Origin of the sequence: Mycobacterium florentinum, from assembly GCF_010730355.1 — a bacterium.
Lineage (GTDB): Bacteria > Actinomycetota > Actinomycetes > Mycobacteriales > Mycobacteriaceae > Mycobacterium > Mycobacterium florentinum.
Genome location: NZ_AP022576.1, coordinates 4313186 through 4330185, shown reverse-complemented (window position 1 = coordinate 4330185; position 17000 = coordinate 4313186). Strand labels below are relative to the sequence as shown.

Here is a 17000-nt window from a genome sequence, read left to right as displayed (position 1 = left end):
GACCCCTCGCCACCATGGCGTGACGGCGTCTTTCCACGTCACAACCATGATCACCGTGGCGTTGACCCGCCCAGAGGGAGTTACCCGGGCGTCAATTGGGACGGGCCGGGACCCCGCCGGGCCCCCGCCGCCGGGGCCACCACAAACGTTCGCCAGGACGTCCCGCGCATTCACCACTGAATGCGTTCTTCAGATTTAAATCCAGCACTTTGCCCGGCTGCCGAGCGCGATGCCGGCGACCGCATCACCCGGGGGAGAGTCTGCATTTGTTAACAATTCCGGCTTTTTACATGAACGAATGACTGCACACGGGTTTCGGCCAGGTGCGTGGGGCCCGCAAGCCGGGCCTGCGGCCGACCCGAACGCGCGCCGGACATCGCCGGCTGCGGGCGAATTTCGGCGTCGCATAGAGTTATGCCATGCCTACGAAATCTGATCCTGGCGAAATTGGCGATGTCGAGCCGCTGGCCGACAGCACCGCTAACCAGGCCAGGCGGGTCGTCGCCGCATACGCGAACGACGCTGACGAGTGCCGCGTCTTCCTGTCCATGCTCGGTATTGGACCGGCGAAACTCGACGCATAAATGGCTTCCCGGGGAGGCCGGAGCTCGAAGACCGCACACTTCGGGAATTCCGACTTTGTGGTGGTCGCCAATCGGCTACCGGTCGATTTGGAACGGCTTCCCGGCGGCGCCACGATCTGGAAGCGCAGCCCCGGGGGGTTGGTGACGGCCCTGGAGCCGCTGCTGCGCAAGCGCAGCGGGGCGTGGGTCGGCTGGCCCGGGGTTGTCGACGAGGAAGTCGACGTCGACGACGAGCCCGTCGCCGAAGACGAACTGCAGCTCTACCCGGTACGCCTGAGCGCCGATGACGTCGCCCAGTACTACGAGGGGTTCTCGAACGCGACGCTGTGGCCGCTGTACCACGACGTCATCGTCAAGCCGATCTACCACCGCGAGTGGTGGGATCGCTACGTCGAGGTCAACCAACGCTTCGCCGAAGCCACCTCCCGCGCCGCCGCCGAGGGCGCGACGGTGTGGGTACAGGACTACCAATTGCAGCTGGTCCCCAAGATGCTGCGCACGCTGCGACCGGACCTCACCATCGGCTTCTTCCTGCACATCCCGTTCCCGCCCGTCGAGCTGTTCATGCAGATGCCGTGGCGCACCGAGATCATCGAAGGCTTGCTCGGCGCCGACCTGGTCGGATTCCATCTGGTCGGTGGCGCACAGAATTTTCTGTTCCTCTCCCGGCAACTGGTGGGCGCCAACACCTCCCGCGGAGCCGTCGGCGTGCGCTCGCGGTTCGGCGAGGTGCAACTGGAATCCCGCACCGTGCGAGTGGGCGCCTTTCCCATCTCGATCGACTCCGGCGCGCTCGACCGGGTGGCCAAGCACCGAGACATCCGGCGCCACGCCAAAGAGATCCGCGCCGAGCTGGGCAACCCACGCAAGATCCTGCTCGGCGTCGACCGGCTCGACTACACCAAGGGCATCGACGTTCGTTTGAAGGCCTTTTCGGAGCTGCTCGCCGAGGGACGCATCAAACGCGACGACACGGTGTTCGTCCAGCTGGCCACCCCCAGCCGGGAACGGGTCGAGAGCTATCAGCTGCTGCGCAACGATATCGAGCGCCAGGTCGGCCACATCAACGGCGAATACGCCGAAGTCGGCCACCCGGTGGTGCATTACATCCATCGCTCGGTTCCCCGCGACGAACTCATCGCGTTCTTCGTGGCCAGCGATGTCATGCTGGTCACCCCGCTGCGCGACGGCATGAATCTGGTGGCCAAGGAGTACGTCGCGTGCCGCAGCGATCTGGGCGGCGCGCTGGTGCTGTCCGAGTTCACCGGCGCCGCAACCGAATTACGGCAGGCATACCTGGTCAACCCGCACGACCTGGAGGGCGTCAAGGACAAGATCGGGGCCGCGCTCAACCAACCGGCCGAGGAGGGTCGTCGCCGGATGCGGGCGCTGCGGCGCCAAGTGCTTGCTCATGACGTGGACCGTTGGGCGCGGTCATTCCTCGATGCGCTCGCCGAGGCGCATCCGCCGGGCGCGAAATAGCGGCGGCCGACCCATGGTGTTGGCGCCGAAACGCTGTGATACTCGAGGCAGCGTAAAGGGAAGACCGCAACGGAGGGCACTGTGAACATGCGCCGCGCGCTGGCCGCAGGAGCCGGCGTCTTCTCAGCTGTCGCAATCGGAATCGCGATGGAGTCGGACAACCCGGCGCGCGCACTCGGTCCACCGGCCGACGGCACCTACGCCTACAACGAGGCGGGTGTTTCCGGAGCAACCTGGACGATCTCGGCACTGTGCGATCAGCCGTCGGGAACCCGGAACATGAACGACTATTCCGACCCGATCGTGTTCGCGATGCAGTGTGCGCTGAACATCGTGAGCTCGACGCCCGAACAGATCTCGGCCGCCGACAAGCTGCAGAACTTCAGTGGACGGGCCCGGATGTCCAGCATGCTGTGGACTTTGAAGGTTCAGAAGGCGGACGGGGTCTCATGTCCGGGCGGCGGTACCGCGCCATCCACCGAGACCTTCGCGTTCAGTGACGAATCGATGAGCGGCACCCACACCACGATGCACGGCGCCGTCTGCGGGATGGAACCGGCGATGAAAAAGGCGCCGTTCTCGCTGCAGATGGTCGGGCCGCCACCCAGTCCGGTCCAGCGTTATCCCTTGCAGTGCAACAACATTGCGATCTGCTACTGACGCCTAGATCGGCGTGATGTAGTTGATCAGCCATTTGTTGCCGATCCTTTTGAAGTCCACCCGCAATCGGCTGCCGTCGTAAAGCGGCTGCCGCGACTTGTCGGTCACCGTCCGGTTCATGTACACCATCACCGACGCCGAGTCGCGCTTGGCCGACATAACGCCAACGCCAACGACATTGGCCTGGACGACCACCTCGCGCTTCTTCGCCTCGGGAATGATCTGCGCATTCGCGCTCTTCTGAAATTCCTGGCGATAGTCGGGCGTCAGCATCGGATACGCGTCGGCGAGGCTACGTTCGACGGTCTGGTAGTCGTAGGCGAAAACCGCGGGTACCTCTTTGGCGGCCAGCTGCGGTAGCACCGCCCGTGCCGTCTGCTCGCCGCGGATCTCGACCCGCTCCCAGTAGAACCAGCCGGCCGCCGCGGACAACCCGACAACGGCTACCACCGCAAGGTATCCCGCGACGACGACCAGCCACCGCCGCATCAGTTGCCTCCGTCGGGGTATTTCAGGTCGTAACCCGTCATGTGTCCCTGCTCGTCCTCGTGCACGATGACCCGCAGCCGGTACGGCTGAGACGGCTTGTGGACACCATCGATGTCGGCCACCGTAACGCGTACCGACACCAGCACCGAGGCGTTATCCGTAACCTTGTCAATGCCTTCCAGAGCCGCGCCGTTGATCACTGCCTCGGATGTCGCGTTGGTGGAGCGGAACAGGGCCTTGAGGTTTTCGATGTTGTTGTTGGCGCCGAGCATGCCGCGCAGCGGTCCGCTGGTGCCGTTGTAAAACCGGTTCACGCTGTCGTCGATGTTGTCCTGCTTGTAACTGAACATGTTTTGCACCGTCTGAGTCGCGGTGTCGACGAAGAGCTGGTTGCGAGCCTGCTCCGCCTCGGCGTGCCGCTGGGAAACGATCAAGGCGGTCAGGCAGCCGGCCAGCGCGGCGATCGCTACCAGCGCGGCGGCGAACGAAATCCAGCCAACCATGCGCCCATTCGGCCGGCGCCGTGGTGGCGGCTTGATCGACTTGAGGGTCTTGACGCGTTTGGCCGGTTGCTTCTTGGGCTCTGCCGGTGCCTCGAGCGCAATCTCGCCGACCGCGCTCGACTCACTCTTCGGCGGGCCGGCGGCCCGCGATGCCCGGCGACGGACACGCGGTGCCCTGGATTGTTCGCCATTGACTGCAGAGGCCACTACATCGGCCTTGGATCAAGCATCAGGTCCACCCAATTCTCGGCGCTGGACGTATTCGCGCCGGCCGCGAAGATACCAGTGCCTCCTGCCGGGTCCCGGAATGCGCCGGTGCTTTCATCGTAGGTGGTGTAGGCGGGACCACTGGATTGCGGCGGCGGGCCCGGCGCCGGCGCACCGCCCGCCGGCGGTGGCGGCAGCCACTTCGGATACGGGATCTGCGGCGGCACCGGCGGCACGCCCGGCGGCATCCACGACGGGTTGCCCGGCGGTGGCCCGCTGTCGTTAGGTGGCGGCGGGGCGTAAGCGGGCTGGTGGTTGGGCAGCGGCCCCGGCCCCGGCACCACACCGGGCGGGGGTGGTCCGACGATCGGAACACCGGGATCCGGTTCCGCTTCCGGCGGAATGTAGGGGAACTTGTTGGGCGGCAACGTGTTCAGCCCATTGGTCTGGGGCGTGTTGTACGGGACCGGCGGACCGCGCCACGGGTTACGCCCCACCGGCACGTAGCCCTTCGGGTCGCGGCACAGCTGAATCGTCGGTGCCCGTTTACCGGGGAACTCCTGGCAGGGATAGTTGCGTGCGCCGCGCACGGTACTGGGATCGTTCTGAGCGACCTTGCAGTACATGTCTCTGGGGAGCTCGCGCACCGTCTCGTCTGCGGGCGTTCGCATCAACGGCGGCGGCAGGAAGCCGACGGCGCACGGCGGCGGGTCGTTGAGGTCGAGCTTGAAGTCCAGCTTGGCGCCTTCGTCCTGAGGGGTACCGCCGGCTGCCGTAGTGATCGCGGCGAACAGCGCGGGCAAGACAACCAGCAGTTGCTCGATCGACTTGTGATAGATGACGCCCACCCGGCCCAGGTTGGCCAGGCTGGCCGCCAGCGCCGGGAAACTCGGGCGGATACCACTGAATGCGGTGTTGGCCTCGTCGATGGCGTCCGGTGCAGTCGCCAGCGTCGAACGAAGCTGGGGGTCGGCGTGTTGCACCTCGGAGGTGAACCGCGCCAATCCATCAGCGAGAGACTTGATGTCAGCGCCGGCCCGAATCTGGGATTGCAGGAACGGGCCTGCCTGATCGATCAGCTGCGAGACCTGCGGGTAGTTGGCGTTGGCCTCGTCCACCAGCAACCGGGCCGATTCAAACAGCCTGGCCAGCTCCGGGCCCGAACCGTTGGCCGCCTGGAACGTCTCGTGCAGCAGCTCGCGCAACTTGGTGTCGCCAAGGCTGTTGACCAGTGTCTCGGCCCGCTTCAACAGATCCGAGACGTCTTGACCGATCCGGGTGTTGGCCCGCTCGATGCGAGATCCGTTGTGCAGCATGGTCGATGCCGGATCCTTCGGCGGAACCAGGTCGATGTATTGCTCGCCGACGGCCGACACACTCTTCACGGTGGCGGTGACGTTGGACGGAATGGAGGTGCCGCTGTTCAGCCGCATCTCGGCGGTGACTCCATTGGGATTCAACCCCACCGACTCCACCCGGCCGACCGCGACGCCTCGGTAGGTGACGTTGGCATTCTTGTACAGGCCACCGCCCGCCACGAAGTCGGCACTGGTCAGGTAGGTTCCGATGCCGAACGTCGCGGGCAGCCGCAGGTAGAAGATCGCCATGATGGTCAGCGTGATCGCGGTGATCACGGCGAATATCCAGAGCTGAATTCTGGTGAGTTTGTCTATCATTTCCCGCCCCTACTGCGCTGCCGTGCCGGGCGGAATCTTGAACGGGTCGGCCGCCTGTCCGGACAGGTTTGCCATTTCGCCGGTCAAGAAGTCGGGCGGGTTGAGGACCTCGGACATGTGCATCATGTTCGGATCAAGTGCATATGACGTGGTGAAGAACGTTTCACCGAGCCGGCGCAAGGTGAGGTCGAAGGTCGTGAACACGTTGAGGTAGTCGCCGCGCACCGCCTGCTTGATACCGAAGTTGGGGAACGGGAACGTCAGCAACAACTGCAGCGACGTGACGAAATTCTTCCGGTTGTCGTTGAGCGCCTTCACCACCGAATACAGCCCTTTGAGGTCTTCGGCGAAGTCCGCCTTCGTCTTCGACAGCACATGCGAAGTGACCGTCGCCAGCTTTTTCAGCGCGGAGAACGCCTCGACAATGTGTTCCCGGTTCTTGTTGAGCACCTTGAGCGCTTCGGGCAGGGTATCCAGCGCCCGGCTCAGATTGTCCTTGTCATGCGCCAGGTTGGCGGAGAAGCGGTTCAGGCCGTCGATCGCATCGATGATGTCGCCGACCTGGCGGTTGAGTCCCGACGTCAATTCCGCCAGCCTGGGGATCAAGCCCGAGAACTGGTCCTGCCGGCCCGCCACGGCCTGGTAGGTCTCGTCGGTGATCTCTTCCAGCGCACCGAGATTGCCCTTGTTGACCACGACGCCGAGCGCCGAGAACACTTCTTCGGTGGTGGGGAAGCGGCCGGTGTTGGCCTCCGAGATCTTGGAACCATCAACGAGCCTGCCCGTGGCCGGCTTGCCCTTCGGCGCGGCCAGGTCGATGTGCAGCGAACCCAGCAAGGACGTCTGGGCGACCGTTGCGGTCGCGTTAGCCGGCAGCACGACATTCTTGTCTAGCGCCAATTTGACTGCAGCATAGAAGGATCCGTCGGCACGCTGCTCGGCAGCGATACCGGCCACACTGCCGACGGTGACATCGTCGACCATCACCGGCGAGTTCTGCGGCAACGTAGCGACGTCGGGCATTTCGACTGTGATCGAGTACGCGCCACTGCCGTGACCGGCGGTGCCCGGCATTGACAGGGAATTCAGGCCACCGAATTGGCAACCGGCCAGTAACACGGTGCCCGAGGCTAATGCGCCGCTGCGCAACAAGATTCGTCTCATCCGCCGGCCCCCTGGCCGTTTTGCAGTCCCGCGGAAGGTCCCTGCGCAGGACCCGGAAGGGGGCCGAACGCGGATCCGGGAGCGGGTCCCGGGGCAGGCGCTGGGCTAGCCCCCGGCGGCGGTCCGGCCTGCGGTGCCGTCGGTACCAGCAGTGCCTGCAGATCGGCCGGGTTCTGGACGGCCGGCGGCGGGACACCCTGGGCCGGTATCCAGGTCAGCTCCGGGATCGGGGTCTGTGCCTTGGCTTTGGTCTCCGGGGTGTCGTAAATGATCTGGCCCTTGTACGCCGTGATCGTGTTGAGCGGGTGGAACATGACCGGCGGGTAGTTCACCGCCAGCCGGCGCAGCACCGGACCCAGCCGCTCGCGACACAGCTCCGCGCGCCGGTAGTAGTCGGGTGCCCGTGGCCCGCCGGCGGTTTCGAAGGAACCGCCGCAGATGAACTGCACCGGGTTGGCGAACTCGGGGATGGACAGCAGACCGTTCAGTGTCCCTTGCGCCGGGTCATAGATGTTGTAGAAGTTGGCGATACCGGGGCCCGCGACGTGCAGCACCTGTTCGATGTTCTCGCTCTGGTCGCTCAATGTCTTGCTGAAGTCGTTGAGCTGGTTGACCGTATCGATCAGCGTCGAGTTGTTCTCGTGCAGGAAACCGCGGACGTCGGACAGCGCCTGATTGAGCGTGCCCAAGGTGTTGTCCAGGTGGCGCGAGCTGTCGGCGAGGACCTGCGACACCGAGGCGACGCTGCCGGCGAACTGCACGATCTGCTCGTTACTCGCCGACAACGCGTTGACAAGAACCTGCAGGTTCTTCACCGTGCCGAAGATGTCGCCGCGCGAATCCCCCAGTCGCCCAGCAACTTGTGAAAGCTCTTGCAGCGCGCTGTGGAACGATTGGCCTTTGCCGTCGAACGTGTCCGCGGCCTGGTTGATCGCCGCGCCCAACGGCCCCTGCACCGACCCGCCCGTCGGCCCCAGCGAGACGGCCAGTTGGGTCAGCGCTTCCTTTACCTCGTCCCATTCCACCGGGACCGCGGTGCGGTTGAGGTCAATGCTGCCGCCATCGGGCAGCACCGCCCCGCCGGTGTACGCCGGGGCGAGCTGAATGAACCGCGCCGCCACCAGGTTCGGTGACATGACGACCGCCCTGGCGTCCTTCGGGATCTTCACGTCCTTGGGGATCGTCATGGTGATCTTGACGTCGGACGGCCGTGGTTCGATCGAGTCGATCGTGCCGATCGGGACGCCGAGGACGCGAACCTGATCGCCGGGATACAACCCGACCGCGGACGTGAAGTAGCCGACGATGGTGCGGTTATTTGCTTTCGTAGAAAGCACATACACGCCACCCACCAGCACCGCGACCAGCGCGATGATGGTGGTGTAGCGCAGCCCGCGGCTGCCGGCGATTCGCTGGATCATGGCGACTTCGGCCGGATAATCCAGCGTTCCTGGATCAACCCGCGCAGGTAGTCGGAGAGGCTGGCGGGCAGCTTGCCCGGCTGATAGAAGAAGTCGAACATCGCCGCGAGCAGCGGTGCCGGAATCACGCCGTACACGTTGACGTTGAACCCCGGTCCGGAACCAACCACCTCGCCGAGCTCTGTCGCATAGGTGGGCAGTCGTTTCAGGGCCTCGGTGATGTAGTCGCGGCGCTCGTTCAGATTGCTCAGCACATCGTTGAGCTTGCTCAGTGCCGGGCCGAATTCCTTGCGGTTATCGGCGACGAAGCCGGAGAGCTGTGCCGACAAACCGCTGATGCCCGAGATCAATTGGCCCAGCGCGGCACGGCGCTCGTCGAGCGCGGCGAACAGCTCGTTACCGTCATTGACCAACTTGTTGACCTGATCGGCGCGTTGCGACAACACACCGGTCACCGACTTCGCATGGGCCAGCAGGCTTTGCAGCGCCTCGTCACGCCGATTCAGGGTGCGCGACAGTGTTGTCACCCCGTCCAGCGCGCCGCGCAGTTCCGGCGTGGCGCCGCGCAGCGTGTCGGTGAGCACGTTCAACGCCTGTTCGAACTGCGGCTTGTCCAGGTTGTTCGCGTTCTGCCCCAAATCCTCCAGCGCGCCGGCCAGCGTGTACGGCGTGGTCGTGCGGCTCCGCGGAATAGTGGTTGCCTTGCCATGACCGGCGGGTGTCACCGCGATCGAGCGCTCACCAAGGATGGTGTCGGTGCGGATCGCGGCCAGCGACTGGTCACCAACCGCGACGTGCCGATCCACCGAGAACGTCACCTTCGCGCTGTCGCCGGCCAGACTGACGTCCTGCACCTTGCCGACCTTGAATCCCGACACGTAAACGGAGTTGCCGGGCGAGATCCCGCCGGCGTCGCTGAAGTACGCGTCGTACACCCGGCCCTGCGGGTAGAACGGCAAATTGGCGTAGCCGAACGCGAGCAGGACGACGCAGACGACCAGCACCACGCCGAAGATCCCGGTGCGCAACGGATCACGTTCGCGCTTTGGGTTACTTGACAAAAGCGCACCTCCCCTGGCTGGGATCCACCTGACCACCGAGGGGCAGCAGGATGTCGCTGCCGGCCGGGCCGTTGATCTTGATGGTCACGGAGCAGAAGTAGATGTTGAAGAACGACCCGTAGGCGCCGAGTGCGGCCAGGCGCAGGTAGTCCTCGCCCAGTTGCTCGACGTCGTTGTCCACCTCGGCCTTGCGGTTGTCGATCTCGGTGGCCAACGGCCGGGTGTTTTCCAGGATGCCTTGCAGCGGCCGACGCGAATTCTTCAGCAGTTCAGTGAGATCCGTCGTTGTCGACGCCAACGGCGGAATGGCTCCCGCGATCGAGTCCTTGTTCTTGGCCAGCCCGCTGATCAATTGCTGCAGCTGGTCCACGCTGGCCGAGAATTGTGCGCTCTTTTGATCGATGGTGCCCAGCACCGTGTTCAGGTTGGTGATCGTGTCACCGATGAGCTGGTCGCGCTGGCCCAGCGCCGTCGAAAAAGCGCTGGTGTCGGCCAGCACGTTCGACAACGCTCCACCCTGGCCCTGCAACAACTCGATGACGGCGCCGCTGATCGTGTTGACCTTGTCGGCGTCCAACCCCTTGAGCACCGGCTTGAGTCCACCCAGCAGCGCATCCAAATCCAGTGCGGGCTGGGTGTGTTGGGCGTTGATCGTCCCGCCCGGTGCCAGCTTGCGCAACTCCCCCGGGCCCGATGTGATCTCGAGGAACCGGTCGCCAACCAGGTTTTCGTAGCGGATCACCGCGCGTGTCGATGAGTACAGCGTGTAGCGGCTGTCGATTCCGAATGCCACGTCGATGGTGTTGTCCGGGTTGAGTTTGAGGCCGTTCACCGAACCGACCGGCACACCCGAAATGCGGACCTTTTGGCCAGCTTTCAACTTAGATGCATCGATAAACGTTGCGTGATAAGTGTTTTCGTCGCCAAACCGGAAGTCGCCGAAGACCACCACCAGGCCCGCGGCCACCAGCAACATCGCGACCGTGAAGATGCTGACCTTGATCACCATCGACCGGTGCGACGGCATTTCCGAGCTCGCCATCAGAAGTCGTCCCGTTCCGCGAAGGAGCCGTGGAACAGGAACTGCAGCGTCGAGGGTGCGTCGACCTGTAGTTCGGTGAACGGCTCGTACGGGATGTTGGCGTTGTCGGTGACCAGGAACGGCGCCCGGTAGAACGACCCGCCGGTCTGCTTGGTCGGAATGTCCGGCAAGCCACGGCAGTTCGGGCCGCCGGAGGCGTTGACGATCGGCAGTGATTCCGGGAAGGTGTACGCCGGCGCGCCCAGCACAAAGCTCGACGACGTGAACAGGCCGGCCTTGCGGACACCGAGCAACGGAGCGAACTCCTTGATGCCGCGCTCGATACCGGCGAAGAGGCAACCGAATTCGGGCGAGTAGTCGGAAGCCACCTTGAGGGGTGCCCGCAGCCGGTTGATGGCGTCGATGAGGTCCTGCTCGGCCGGCGCCAAGGTCTCATAGGCGTTGTTGGACAGGCCGATCGTGGCCAGCAGCGTGTCGTTGAGGTTTTTCTGCTGGTCGACGACGGTCTTGTTGATAGTCGGCAGGTTGTCGAAGATCGTGTTCAGGTCCGGGGCGGCGTCGGCATAGATGTTGGTGACGACCGCGGCCTTACGGAAGTCTTCCTGCAGCGGGGGCAGCTTCGGATTCGTTTGTTGCGTCAGGGTATTCAGCCCCGAGAGCAACGCGCCCAGGTCGTCGCCATGACCACGCAGGCCTTCGGCGAAGGCGCTCAGCGTTCCGTTCAGCTCGACCGGGTCGACCTTGTGCAACAGATCCATCAGCGACTGAAACAACGTGTTGACTTCCAGCTGCACCGCGGAGGCCTCGACGTGCGCGTTGGGGCGCAGCGACGTCGGCGAAGGTGCCTGGGGCGGAATGAATTCCACCGACTTGGCGCCGAAAATCGTGTTGCCCGCGATATGTACCGCCGCGTTGGACGGGATGTAATGCATGTCGTCGCTGTTGATGGCCAGCGTCAGGCGTGCCTGGTCGCCGCCGTAGTTGATGTCGGTGACCTTGCCGATCTGGATACCGCGGTACTTGACCTTGGCACCCTTGTCCATCACCAGCCCGGCCCGTGGGGCCGCGACGGTGACCGTGTCAACGGAGGCGAAAGCCGCCGTGTAGGAGAGGTAAGTCAGCACCGAAAACGCCACCAACAAACTGGCCAGCAGCGCCGCTGCCAGCCGAACAGTTGTGCGTCGCGATCCGGTGTCTGCCATATGAATTAAGCGGTCCCCCTTACCCCGAGAGGTTGAAGTTACCGGAAGCGCCGTAAACGGCCAGCGAGATGAACAAAGTAATGACGACGACGACGATCAGCGAGGTCCGCACCGCCTGACCGACCGCGATGCCCACGCCTACCGGCCCACCGCTGGCGTTGTAGCCGTAGTAGGTATGGACCAGCATCACCGCGATGGACATCACGATGGCCTGCAGGAACGACCAAAGGAGGTCCGACGGGATGAGGAACGTATTGAAGTAGTGGTCGTAGAGACCGGCCGACTGCCCGTTGATGAAGACCGTGGTGAAGCGGGCAGCGAAGAACGCGGCCAGCACCGACAGCGAATACAGCGGGATGATCGCGACCAGGCCGGCGATCAGCCGCGTCGACACCAGATAGGACACCGAGTGCACCGCCATGCATTCGACGGCGTCGATTTCCTCGGAGACACGCATGGCACCCAATTGGGCGGTGGCACCGGCGCCGATGGTCGCCGCCAGCGCGATGCCGGCGATGACCGGGGCAACCACACGCACGTTCAGGAACGCCGACAGGAAGCCGGTCAATGCCTCGATGCCGATGTTGCCCAGCGACGAGTAACCCTGCACGGCGATGACCCCACCGGAGGCCAGCGTCAGGAATGCCGCAACGCCGACCGTGCCGCCGATCATCACGAGCGCGCCCGCACCCAGCGTCATCTCCGCGACGAGCCGGATCGTCTCCTTGCGGTACCGGGTGAGCGCGTTGGGGACGTAGCGCACGGTTTGGCCGTAGAACAGCGCCTGCTCGCCGAAGTCGTCGACCGGCCCCTGCAGCCGCGAAGCGACGTTACGAAGCCGGAAAGTGAAGTCGTAGCTCATCGAGTGATCACTTCGTCGAGAACCGCACGCCGATGGCCGTCATCACCACGTTGATGACGAACAGACAGATGAACGCATAGACGACGGTTTCGTTGACCGCGTTGCCGACGCCCTTCGGCCCACCCTTGACGGTCAGGCCGCGGTAGCACCCGACGAGGCCGGCCATCACGCCGAACAACAGCGCCTTCACTTCGGCGAGCACCAATTCGCGCAGTCCGGTCAACACGGTCAACCCGTTGATGAATGCGCCCGGGTTGACGCCCTGGAGGAAGACAGAGAAAACATAGCCACCGGATAAACCGATGGCGCACACCAAACCGTTCAGCAGCAGGGCGACAACGGTCGACGCCAGAACGCGCGGAACGACGAGCCGGTGGATCGGGTCGATGCCGAGCACCCGCATCGCGTCGATTTCTTCACGGATGGTGCGGGCGCCCAGGTCGGCACAGATTGCGGTGGCTCCCGCCCCGGCGACGACGAGCACGGTCACCACCGGGCCCAGCTGGGTGATGGTGCCGAACGCCGTTCCAGCGCCGGACAAATCGGCCGCGCCGATTTCACGGAGCAGAATATTGAGAGTGAAGGCGACCAGGACGGTGAAGGGGATCGACACCAACAGCGTCGGGACCAGCGACACGCGCGCGATCATCCACGTCTGATCCAGGAACTCGCGGCCTTGAAACGGTCGACGGAAGGCGGCACGGGCCGTATCGATCATCATCTCGAAAAACCCGCCGACAGCGCGGGCCGGAACCGCAAGCTGTTCGATCAACGCGGCGCCCCCTTCGCTGCTCACGGCGAAGCCTATGCGTCGCCTTTGCGTTGTGTTTAATCGCAGCCGGCTCCGTGTGAGCCGGATCATATTAACTCAGAAGAAGTTCACCATGTCAATGAACAGGTTATCTCTGGCTAAATCGTCAATTTGTCCTGGTCAGCGGCCTTACGGTATTGCTAATCTGACACACGTTCTACTAGCTGATTCCGCCCGGAGAAAACGCGTTGCGCCGCTATTGTTCCATTAAGGCGGTCGCGGAAAAGTTACGTTCCGGATCCCGACCAGCAAAGTAGTCACGCAATGTGCTGCTCAGCTGAGCCGACTCCCAGGCGGCGCCGTCCGCGGTGAACCGGTGCTCGACCGTCGGAGCTGAGACCAATGTCACCTGAGGTCCGTAAACGATGAACACCTGGCCGTTAACCTCCGCGGCCGCCGGAGACGACAGGAACTGCACCAAGTTCACCACGTGTTCAGGTGACAGCGGGTCGACGCCGCCTTCCTCTATATCCGGTGCACTGCCGAACACGTCCGCCGTCATCGCGGTGCGCGCACGTGGGCAGATCGCGTTGGCACACACCCCGTAGCGACCCAGCGCCCGCGCGGCCGTCAGGGTGAGCGAAATGATGCCCGCCTTGGCGGCGCCGTAGTTGGCCTGCCCCACCGGACCCACCAGTCCCGCCTCGGAGGCGGTGTTGACGATCCGGCCGAAGATCGAGCCCCCGGCGTCCTTGGCCCGGCTGCGCCAGTAGGTCGCGGCGTTGCGGGTGAGCAGGAAATGCCCGCGCAGATGCACGGCGATGACCTGATCCCATTCCTCGTCGGACATGTTGAACAGCATCCGGTCGCGGGTGATGCCGGCGTTGTTGACCACGATGTCGAGTCCGCCCAGCCCGTCGGCGCAGGACACCAGCTCGTCGGCCGTGGAGCGCTGGCTGATGTCACCCGTCACCGCGACGGCCTTGGCGCCCGCGGCGCTGATCTCGTCGATCACATCCGAGGCGTCCAGCGCGGCGGCGATGTCGTTGACGACGACGGTGGCGCCCAGGCGGGCGAGGCCGAGCGCCTCGGCGCGCCCAAGCCCCGCGGCCGCACCGGTCACCACCGCGACCTTTCCGGATAGATCGGTCGCGTTCGTGCTGCTAGTCAATTTATGAATACCTCTAGTTTCGGGTCGCTCACCGCTAGTCTTCGCGCAGCAACGCCGCGCGCGGGCACTCGGCGATCGCCTGCTCGGCGAGATCTTCTTGGTCGGACGGAATCGGATCGAGCTTCACGACGGCGTAGTCCTCATCGTCGAGGTCGAAGATATCCGGTGCGATTCCCAAGCACACCGCGTTGCCTTCGCACCGGTCACGATCCACGATCACCCGCACGGCATCCTCCTTGAAGCTGGCCCGGATCTCGCCCTAGGTCCCAACAGAATGTAGCTCCACCATAGGGCTCACGTGCGTCTGAGGAAACGGTCGCTGGATTCCCAGACTAGAACGTGTTACAACCGGGAAGGCGAACGGGTAGCCGTTGGTCGAATAGCCGCTTGTCACGTTCAACCAAAAGGACGGCCGGAATGCGCATCAGTTACACCCCTGAACAGGAGGAGCTGCGTCGCGAGCTGCGGTCGTACTTCACCGCGCTCATGACGCCGGAACGCCGCGAGGCGCTGCACTCGACGCAGGGCGAGGTGGGCACCGGCAACGCGTATCGCGACACCGTCGCGCAGATGGGCAAGGACGGGTGGCTCACCCTGAACTGGCCCAAGGAATACGGCGGCCAGGACCGCTCCCCGATGGACTCGCTGATCTTCACCGACGAGGCCGCGATCGCCGGCGTGCCGGTGCCGTTCCTGACGATCAACAGCGTGGCGCCGACGATCATGGCGTTCGGCACCGAAGCGCAGAAGAAGTTCTTCCTGCCCAAGATCGCCGCCGGAGACCTGCACTTCTCGATCGGCTACTCCGAGCCCGGCGCCGGCACCGACCTGGCGAACCTGCGCACGACGGCGGTCCGCGACGGCGACGACTACGTCATCAACGGCCAGAAGATGTGGACCAGCCTGATCGCCTACGCCGACTGGGTCTGGCTGGCGGTGCGCACCAACCCCGAGGCCAAGAAGCACCGCGGCATTTCGATGATCGCGGTACCGACGACGGCCGAGGGCTTCTCCTGGACGCCCGTGCACACCATGGCCGGTGTGGACACCAGCGCCACCTATTACTCCGACGTGCGGGTTCCGGTGACGAACCTGATCGGCGAGGAGAACGGCGGCTGGAAGCTGGTCACCAACCAGCTCAACCACGAGCGGGTCGCCCTGGTGTCGCCGCAACCGATCTTCCTGGCGCTGCGCGAGGTTCGCGAATGGGCGCAGAACACCAAGGACGACGGCGGGGCCCGGCTGATCGACTCCGAGTGGGTGCAGTTGAACCTGGCCCGGGTGCACGCCAAGGCCGAAGTTCTCAAGCTGATCAACTGGGAACTCGCATCGGCGGAAGGCCACGACCTCGGGCCGGCGGATGCGTCGGCGGCGAAGGTGTACGGCACCGAGCTGGCCACCGAGGCCTACCGGCTGCTGATGGAGGTCCTGGGTACCGCGGCGACGGTGCGCCAGGATTCGCCGGGCGCTTTGCTGCGTGGCCGGGTCGAGCGGATGCACCGGGCGTGCCTGATCCTGACCTTCGGCGGCGGCACCAACGAGGTGCAGCGCGACATCATCGGCATGGTCGCCCTCGGCCTGCCTCGAAACCGCTAAGTACCGCTGAGCATCGAGAAGGACGAACATGGATTTCACGACAACCGAAGCGGCGAATGACCTCGGCGGCCTGGTCGACACGATCGTGGACTCGGTGTGCACGCCGGAGCACCAGCGCGAACTCGACGGGCTCGAGCAGCGATTCGACCGCGGCCTGTGGCAGAAGCTGGTCGACGCCGACATCCTGACCAGTGCATCGGCGTCCTCGCTGGGCGGTGACGGTTTCGGTGTGCTCGAGCAGGTCGCGATCCTGGTCGCGCTGGGCCGCCAGCTGGCCGCCGTGCCCTACCTGGAATCGGTGATGTTGGGCGCCGGAGTGCTGGCGCGGTTCGGCTCCGAGGAACTACAGCAGAGCTGGGGAGTGCCGGCCGTCAAGGGCGAGAAGATACTGACGATCGCGCTGGACGGCGAGATGGGTGAGGGTCCCGTGCAGGCCACCCGCGCCGGCGACGGCTACAAGCTGACCGGGACCCGCACCCAGGTCTTCTTCGGCCCCGTCGCGGACGCGTTCCTGGTTCCCGCCGAAACCGAGTCCGGCACAGCTGTTTTCCTGGTAAGCGCCGAAGACCCGGGCGTCAGCGTGACCACGCTGGCGACCACCGGCAAGAACAGCGTCGGGCACCTGGCGCTGGACGGCGTCGCGACCGGCGATGCGCGCAAGGTCGGCGGAAGCGAAGTCGCCGGGTGGCTCGGCACGCTCGGAACCCTGGGACGCACCGCGTATCAACTCGGGGTGCTCGATCGCGGGCTGCAGATGACCGCCGAATATGCCCGCGAGCGTGAGCAATTCGACCGCCCGATCGGCAGCTTCCAAGCGGTGTCGCAGCGACTGGCCGACGGCTACATCGACGTCAAGGGGCTGCGGTTGACGCTCACCCAAGCGGCGTGGAAGGTCTCCGAAGACATCCCGGCCGAGATCGATGTGGCCAGCGCCGCGTTCTGGGCCGCCGACGCCGGACACCGGGTCGCCCACACCATCGTGCACGTGCACGGCGGCGTCGGCGTCGACACCGACCACCCGGCGCACCGCTACTTCCTGGCGGCCAAGGAGGCCGAGTTCGCGCTGGGCGGCGCGACCGCCCAGCTGCGCAAGATCGGTCGCGAGCTGGCGGAAACCCCTGCCTGACTT

General features: G+C 64.8%; 17 protein-coding genes. 5 read left to right on the top strand and 12 right to left on the bottom strand.

The genetic code is table 11. The features are described 5' to 3' along the window. Positions 1-419 precede the first annotated feature (419 nt). The 3 genes from G6N55_RS20500 to G6N55_RS20490 all read left to right on the top strand — a co-directional run bounded on the left by G6N55_RS20500 (position 420) and on the right by G6N55_RS20490 (position 2726). Positions 420-584, top strand: coding sequence for a hypothetical protein (locus G6N55_RS20500; protein WP_090607062.1), 165 nt, complete (start codon positions 420-422; stop codon positions 582-584). Next, on the top strand, positions 585-2066 hold the full coding sequence (locus G6N55_RS20495; RefSeq protein ID WP_085223460.1) for an alpha,alpha-trehalose-phosphate synthase (UDP-forming): 1482 nt from the start codon (positions 585-587) through the stop codon (positions 2064-2066). An 87-nt stretch (positions 2067-2153) separates the two neighbouring features. Further along, positions 2154-2726, top strand: a complete 573-nt coding sequence (locus tag G6N55_RS20490) for a hypothetical protein (protein WP_276072710.1) — start codon at positions 2154-2156, stop codon at positions 2724-2726. Positions 2727-2729: 3 nt separating this feature from the next. Here G6N55_RS20490 and G6N55_RS20485 read toward each other — a convergent pair whose 3' ends face one another. The 12 genes from G6N55_RS20485 to G6N55_RS20430 form a co-directional block, all read right to left on the bottom strand. After that, complete coding sequence (locus tag G6N55_RS20485; protein ID WP_085223456.1) at positions 2730-3215, bottom strand: mammalian cell entry protein; 486 nt, start codon at positions 3213-3215, stop codon at positions 2730-2732. Further along, positions 3215-3925, bottom strand: coding sequence for a mammalian cell entry protein (locus G6N55_RS20480; protein WP_085223454.1), 711 nt, complete (start codon positions 3923-3925; stop codon positions 3215-3217). The genes G6N55_RS20485 and G6N55_RS20480 overlap by 1 nt, the downstream gene beginning before the upstream one ends. Beyond that, positions 3925-5601 (bottom strand): virulence factor Mce family protein, encoded by a 1677-nt coding sequence (locus G6N55_RS20475; RefSeq protein WP_085223451.1) that lies wholly within the window; start codon positions 5599-5601, stop codon positions 3925-3927. The genes G6N55_RS20480 and G6N55_RS20475 overlap by 1 nt, the downstream gene beginning before the upstream one ends. Before the next feature lie 9 nt (positions 5602-5610). Further along, on the bottom strand, positions 5611-6765 hold the full coding sequence (locus tag G6N55_RS20470) for a virulence factor Mce family protein (protein WP_085223449.1): 1155 nt from the start codon (positions 6763-6765) through the stop codon (positions 5611-5613). Beyond that, positions 6762-8186 (bottom strand): virulence factor Mce family protein, encoded by a 1425-nt coding sequence (locus tag G6N55_RS20465; RefSeq protein ID WP_085223447.1) that lies wholly within the window; start codon positions 8184-8186, stop codon positions 6762-6764. Before G6N55_RS20465 ends, G6N55_RS20470 begins: the two co-directional genes overlap by 4 nt. After that, complete coding sequence (locus G6N55_RS20460; RefSeq protein WP_085223445.1) at positions 8183-9247, bottom strand: virulence factor Mce family protein; 1065 nt, start codon at positions 9245-9247, stop codon at positions 8183-8185. The genes G6N55_RS20465 and G6N55_RS20460 overlap by 4 nt, the downstream gene beginning before the upstream one ends. Further along, positions 9237-10289 (bottom strand): MCE family protein, encoded by a 1053-nt coding sequence (locus G6N55_RS20455; protein ID WP_085223443.1) that lies wholly within the window; start codon positions 10287-10289, stop codon positions 9237-9239. The genes G6N55_RS20460 and G6N55_RS20455 overlap by 11 nt, the downstream gene beginning before the upstream one ends. After that, positions 10289-11491, bottom strand: a complete 1203-nt coding sequence (locus G6N55_RS20450; RefSeq protein WP_085223441.1) for an MCE family protein — start codon at positions 11489-11491, stop codon at positions 10289-10291. The genes G6N55_RS20455 and G6N55_RS20450 overlap by 1 nt, the downstream gene beginning before the upstream one ends. Positions 11492-11510: 19 nt before the next feature. Continuing rightward, positions 11511-12353, bottom strand: a complete 843-nt coding sequence (locus tag G6N55_RS20445) for an MlaE family ABC transporter permease (protein ID WP_085223440.1) — start codon at positions 12351-12353, stop codon at positions 11511-11513. 7 nt (positions 12354-12360) lie between these two features. Continuing rightward, positions 12361-13125 (bottom strand): MlaE family ABC transporter permease, encoded by a 765-nt coding sequence (locus G6N55_RS20440; protein WP_085223944.1) that lies wholly within the window; start codon positions 13123-13125, stop codon positions 12361-12363. A 235-nt stretch (positions 13126-13360) separates the two neighbouring features. After that, positions 13361-14275: a 3-oxoacyl-ACP reductase gene (locus G6N55_RS20435; protein ID WP_085223438.1), complete on the bottom strand. Its 915-nt coding sequence runs from the start codon at positions 14273-14275 to the stop codon at positions 13361-13363. Between the two features lie 34 nt (positions 14276-14309). Then, positions 14310-14501, bottom strand: a complete 192-nt coding sequence (locus tag G6N55_RS20430; protein ID WP_085223436.1) for a ferredoxin — start codon at positions 14499-14501, stop codon at positions 14310-14312. 191 nt (positions 14502-14692) lie between these two features. Between G6N55_RS20430 and G6N55_RS20425 the strand changes: the two genes are divergently transcribed. Both G6N55_RS20425 and G6N55_RS20420 read left to right on the top strand, forming a co-directional pair. Next, the gene (locus G6N55_RS20425) at positions 14693-15871 is read left to right on the top strand and encodes an acyl-CoA dehydrogenase (protein WP_085223434.1); all 1179 of its coding nucleotides are present in this window, start codon (positions 14693-14695) and stop codon (positions 15869-15871) included. Positions 15872-15899: 28 nt separating this feature from the next. Next, positions 15900-16997 (top strand): acyl-CoA dehydrogenase family protein, encoded by a 1098-nt coding sequence (locus G6N55_RS20420; RefSeq protein ID WP_085223432.1) that lies wholly within the window; start codon positions 15900-15902, stop codon positions 16995-16997. Positions 16998-17000: the final 3 nt, after the last annotated feature.

Bases quoted from the DNA above. Each gene is read 5' to 3' on its own strand.
- G6N55_RS20500 (WP_090607062.1), top strand. From the start codon at position 420: ATGCCTACGAAATCTGATCCTGGCGAAATTGGCGATGTCGAGCCGCTG.
- G6N55_RS20495 (WP_085223460.1), top strand. From the start codon at position 585: ATGGCTTCCCGGGGAGGCCGGAGCTCGAAGACCGCACACTTCGGGAAT.
- G6N55_RS20490 (WP_276072710.1), top strand. From the start codon at position 2,154: ATGCGCCGCGCGCTGGCCGCAGGAGCCGGCGTCTTCTCAGCTGTCGCA.
- G6N55_RS20485 (WP_085223456.1), bottom strand. From the start codon at position 3,215: ATGCGGCGGTGGCTGGTCGTCGTCGCGGGATACCTTGCGGTGGTAGCC.
- G6N55_RS20475 (WP_085223451.1), bottom strand. From the start codon at position 5,601: ATGATAGACAAACTCACCAGAATTCAGCTCTGGATATTCGCCGTGATC.
- G6N55_RS20470 (WP_085223449.1), bottom strand. From the start codon at position 6,765: ATGAGACGAATCTTGTTGCGCAGCGGCGCATTAGCCTCGGGCACCGTG.
- G6N55_RS20465 (WP_085223447.1), bottom strand. From the start codon at position 8,186: ATGATCCAGCGAATCGCCGGCAGCCGCGGGCTGCGCTACACCACCATC.
- G6N55_RS20455 (WP_085223443.1), bottom strand. From the start codon at position 10,289: ATGGCGAGCTCGGAAATGCCGTCGCACCGGTCGATGGTGATCAAGGTC.
- G6N55_RS20450 (WP_085223441.1), bottom strand. From the start codon at position 11,491: ATGGCAGACACCGGATCGCGACGCACAACTGTTCGGCTGGCAGCGGCG.
- G6N55_RS20445 (WP_085223440.1), bottom strand. From the start codon at position 12,353: ATGAGCTACGACTTCACTTTCCGGCTTCGTAACGTCGCTTCGCGGCTG.
- G6N55_RS20425 (WP_085223434.1), top strand. From the start codon at position 14,693: ATGCGCATCAGTTACACCCCTGAACAGGAGGAGCTGCGTCGCGAGCTG.
- G6N55_RS20420 (WP_085223432.1), top strand. From the start codon at position 15,900: ATGGATTTCACGACAACCGAAGCGGCGAATGACCTCGGCGGCCTGGTC.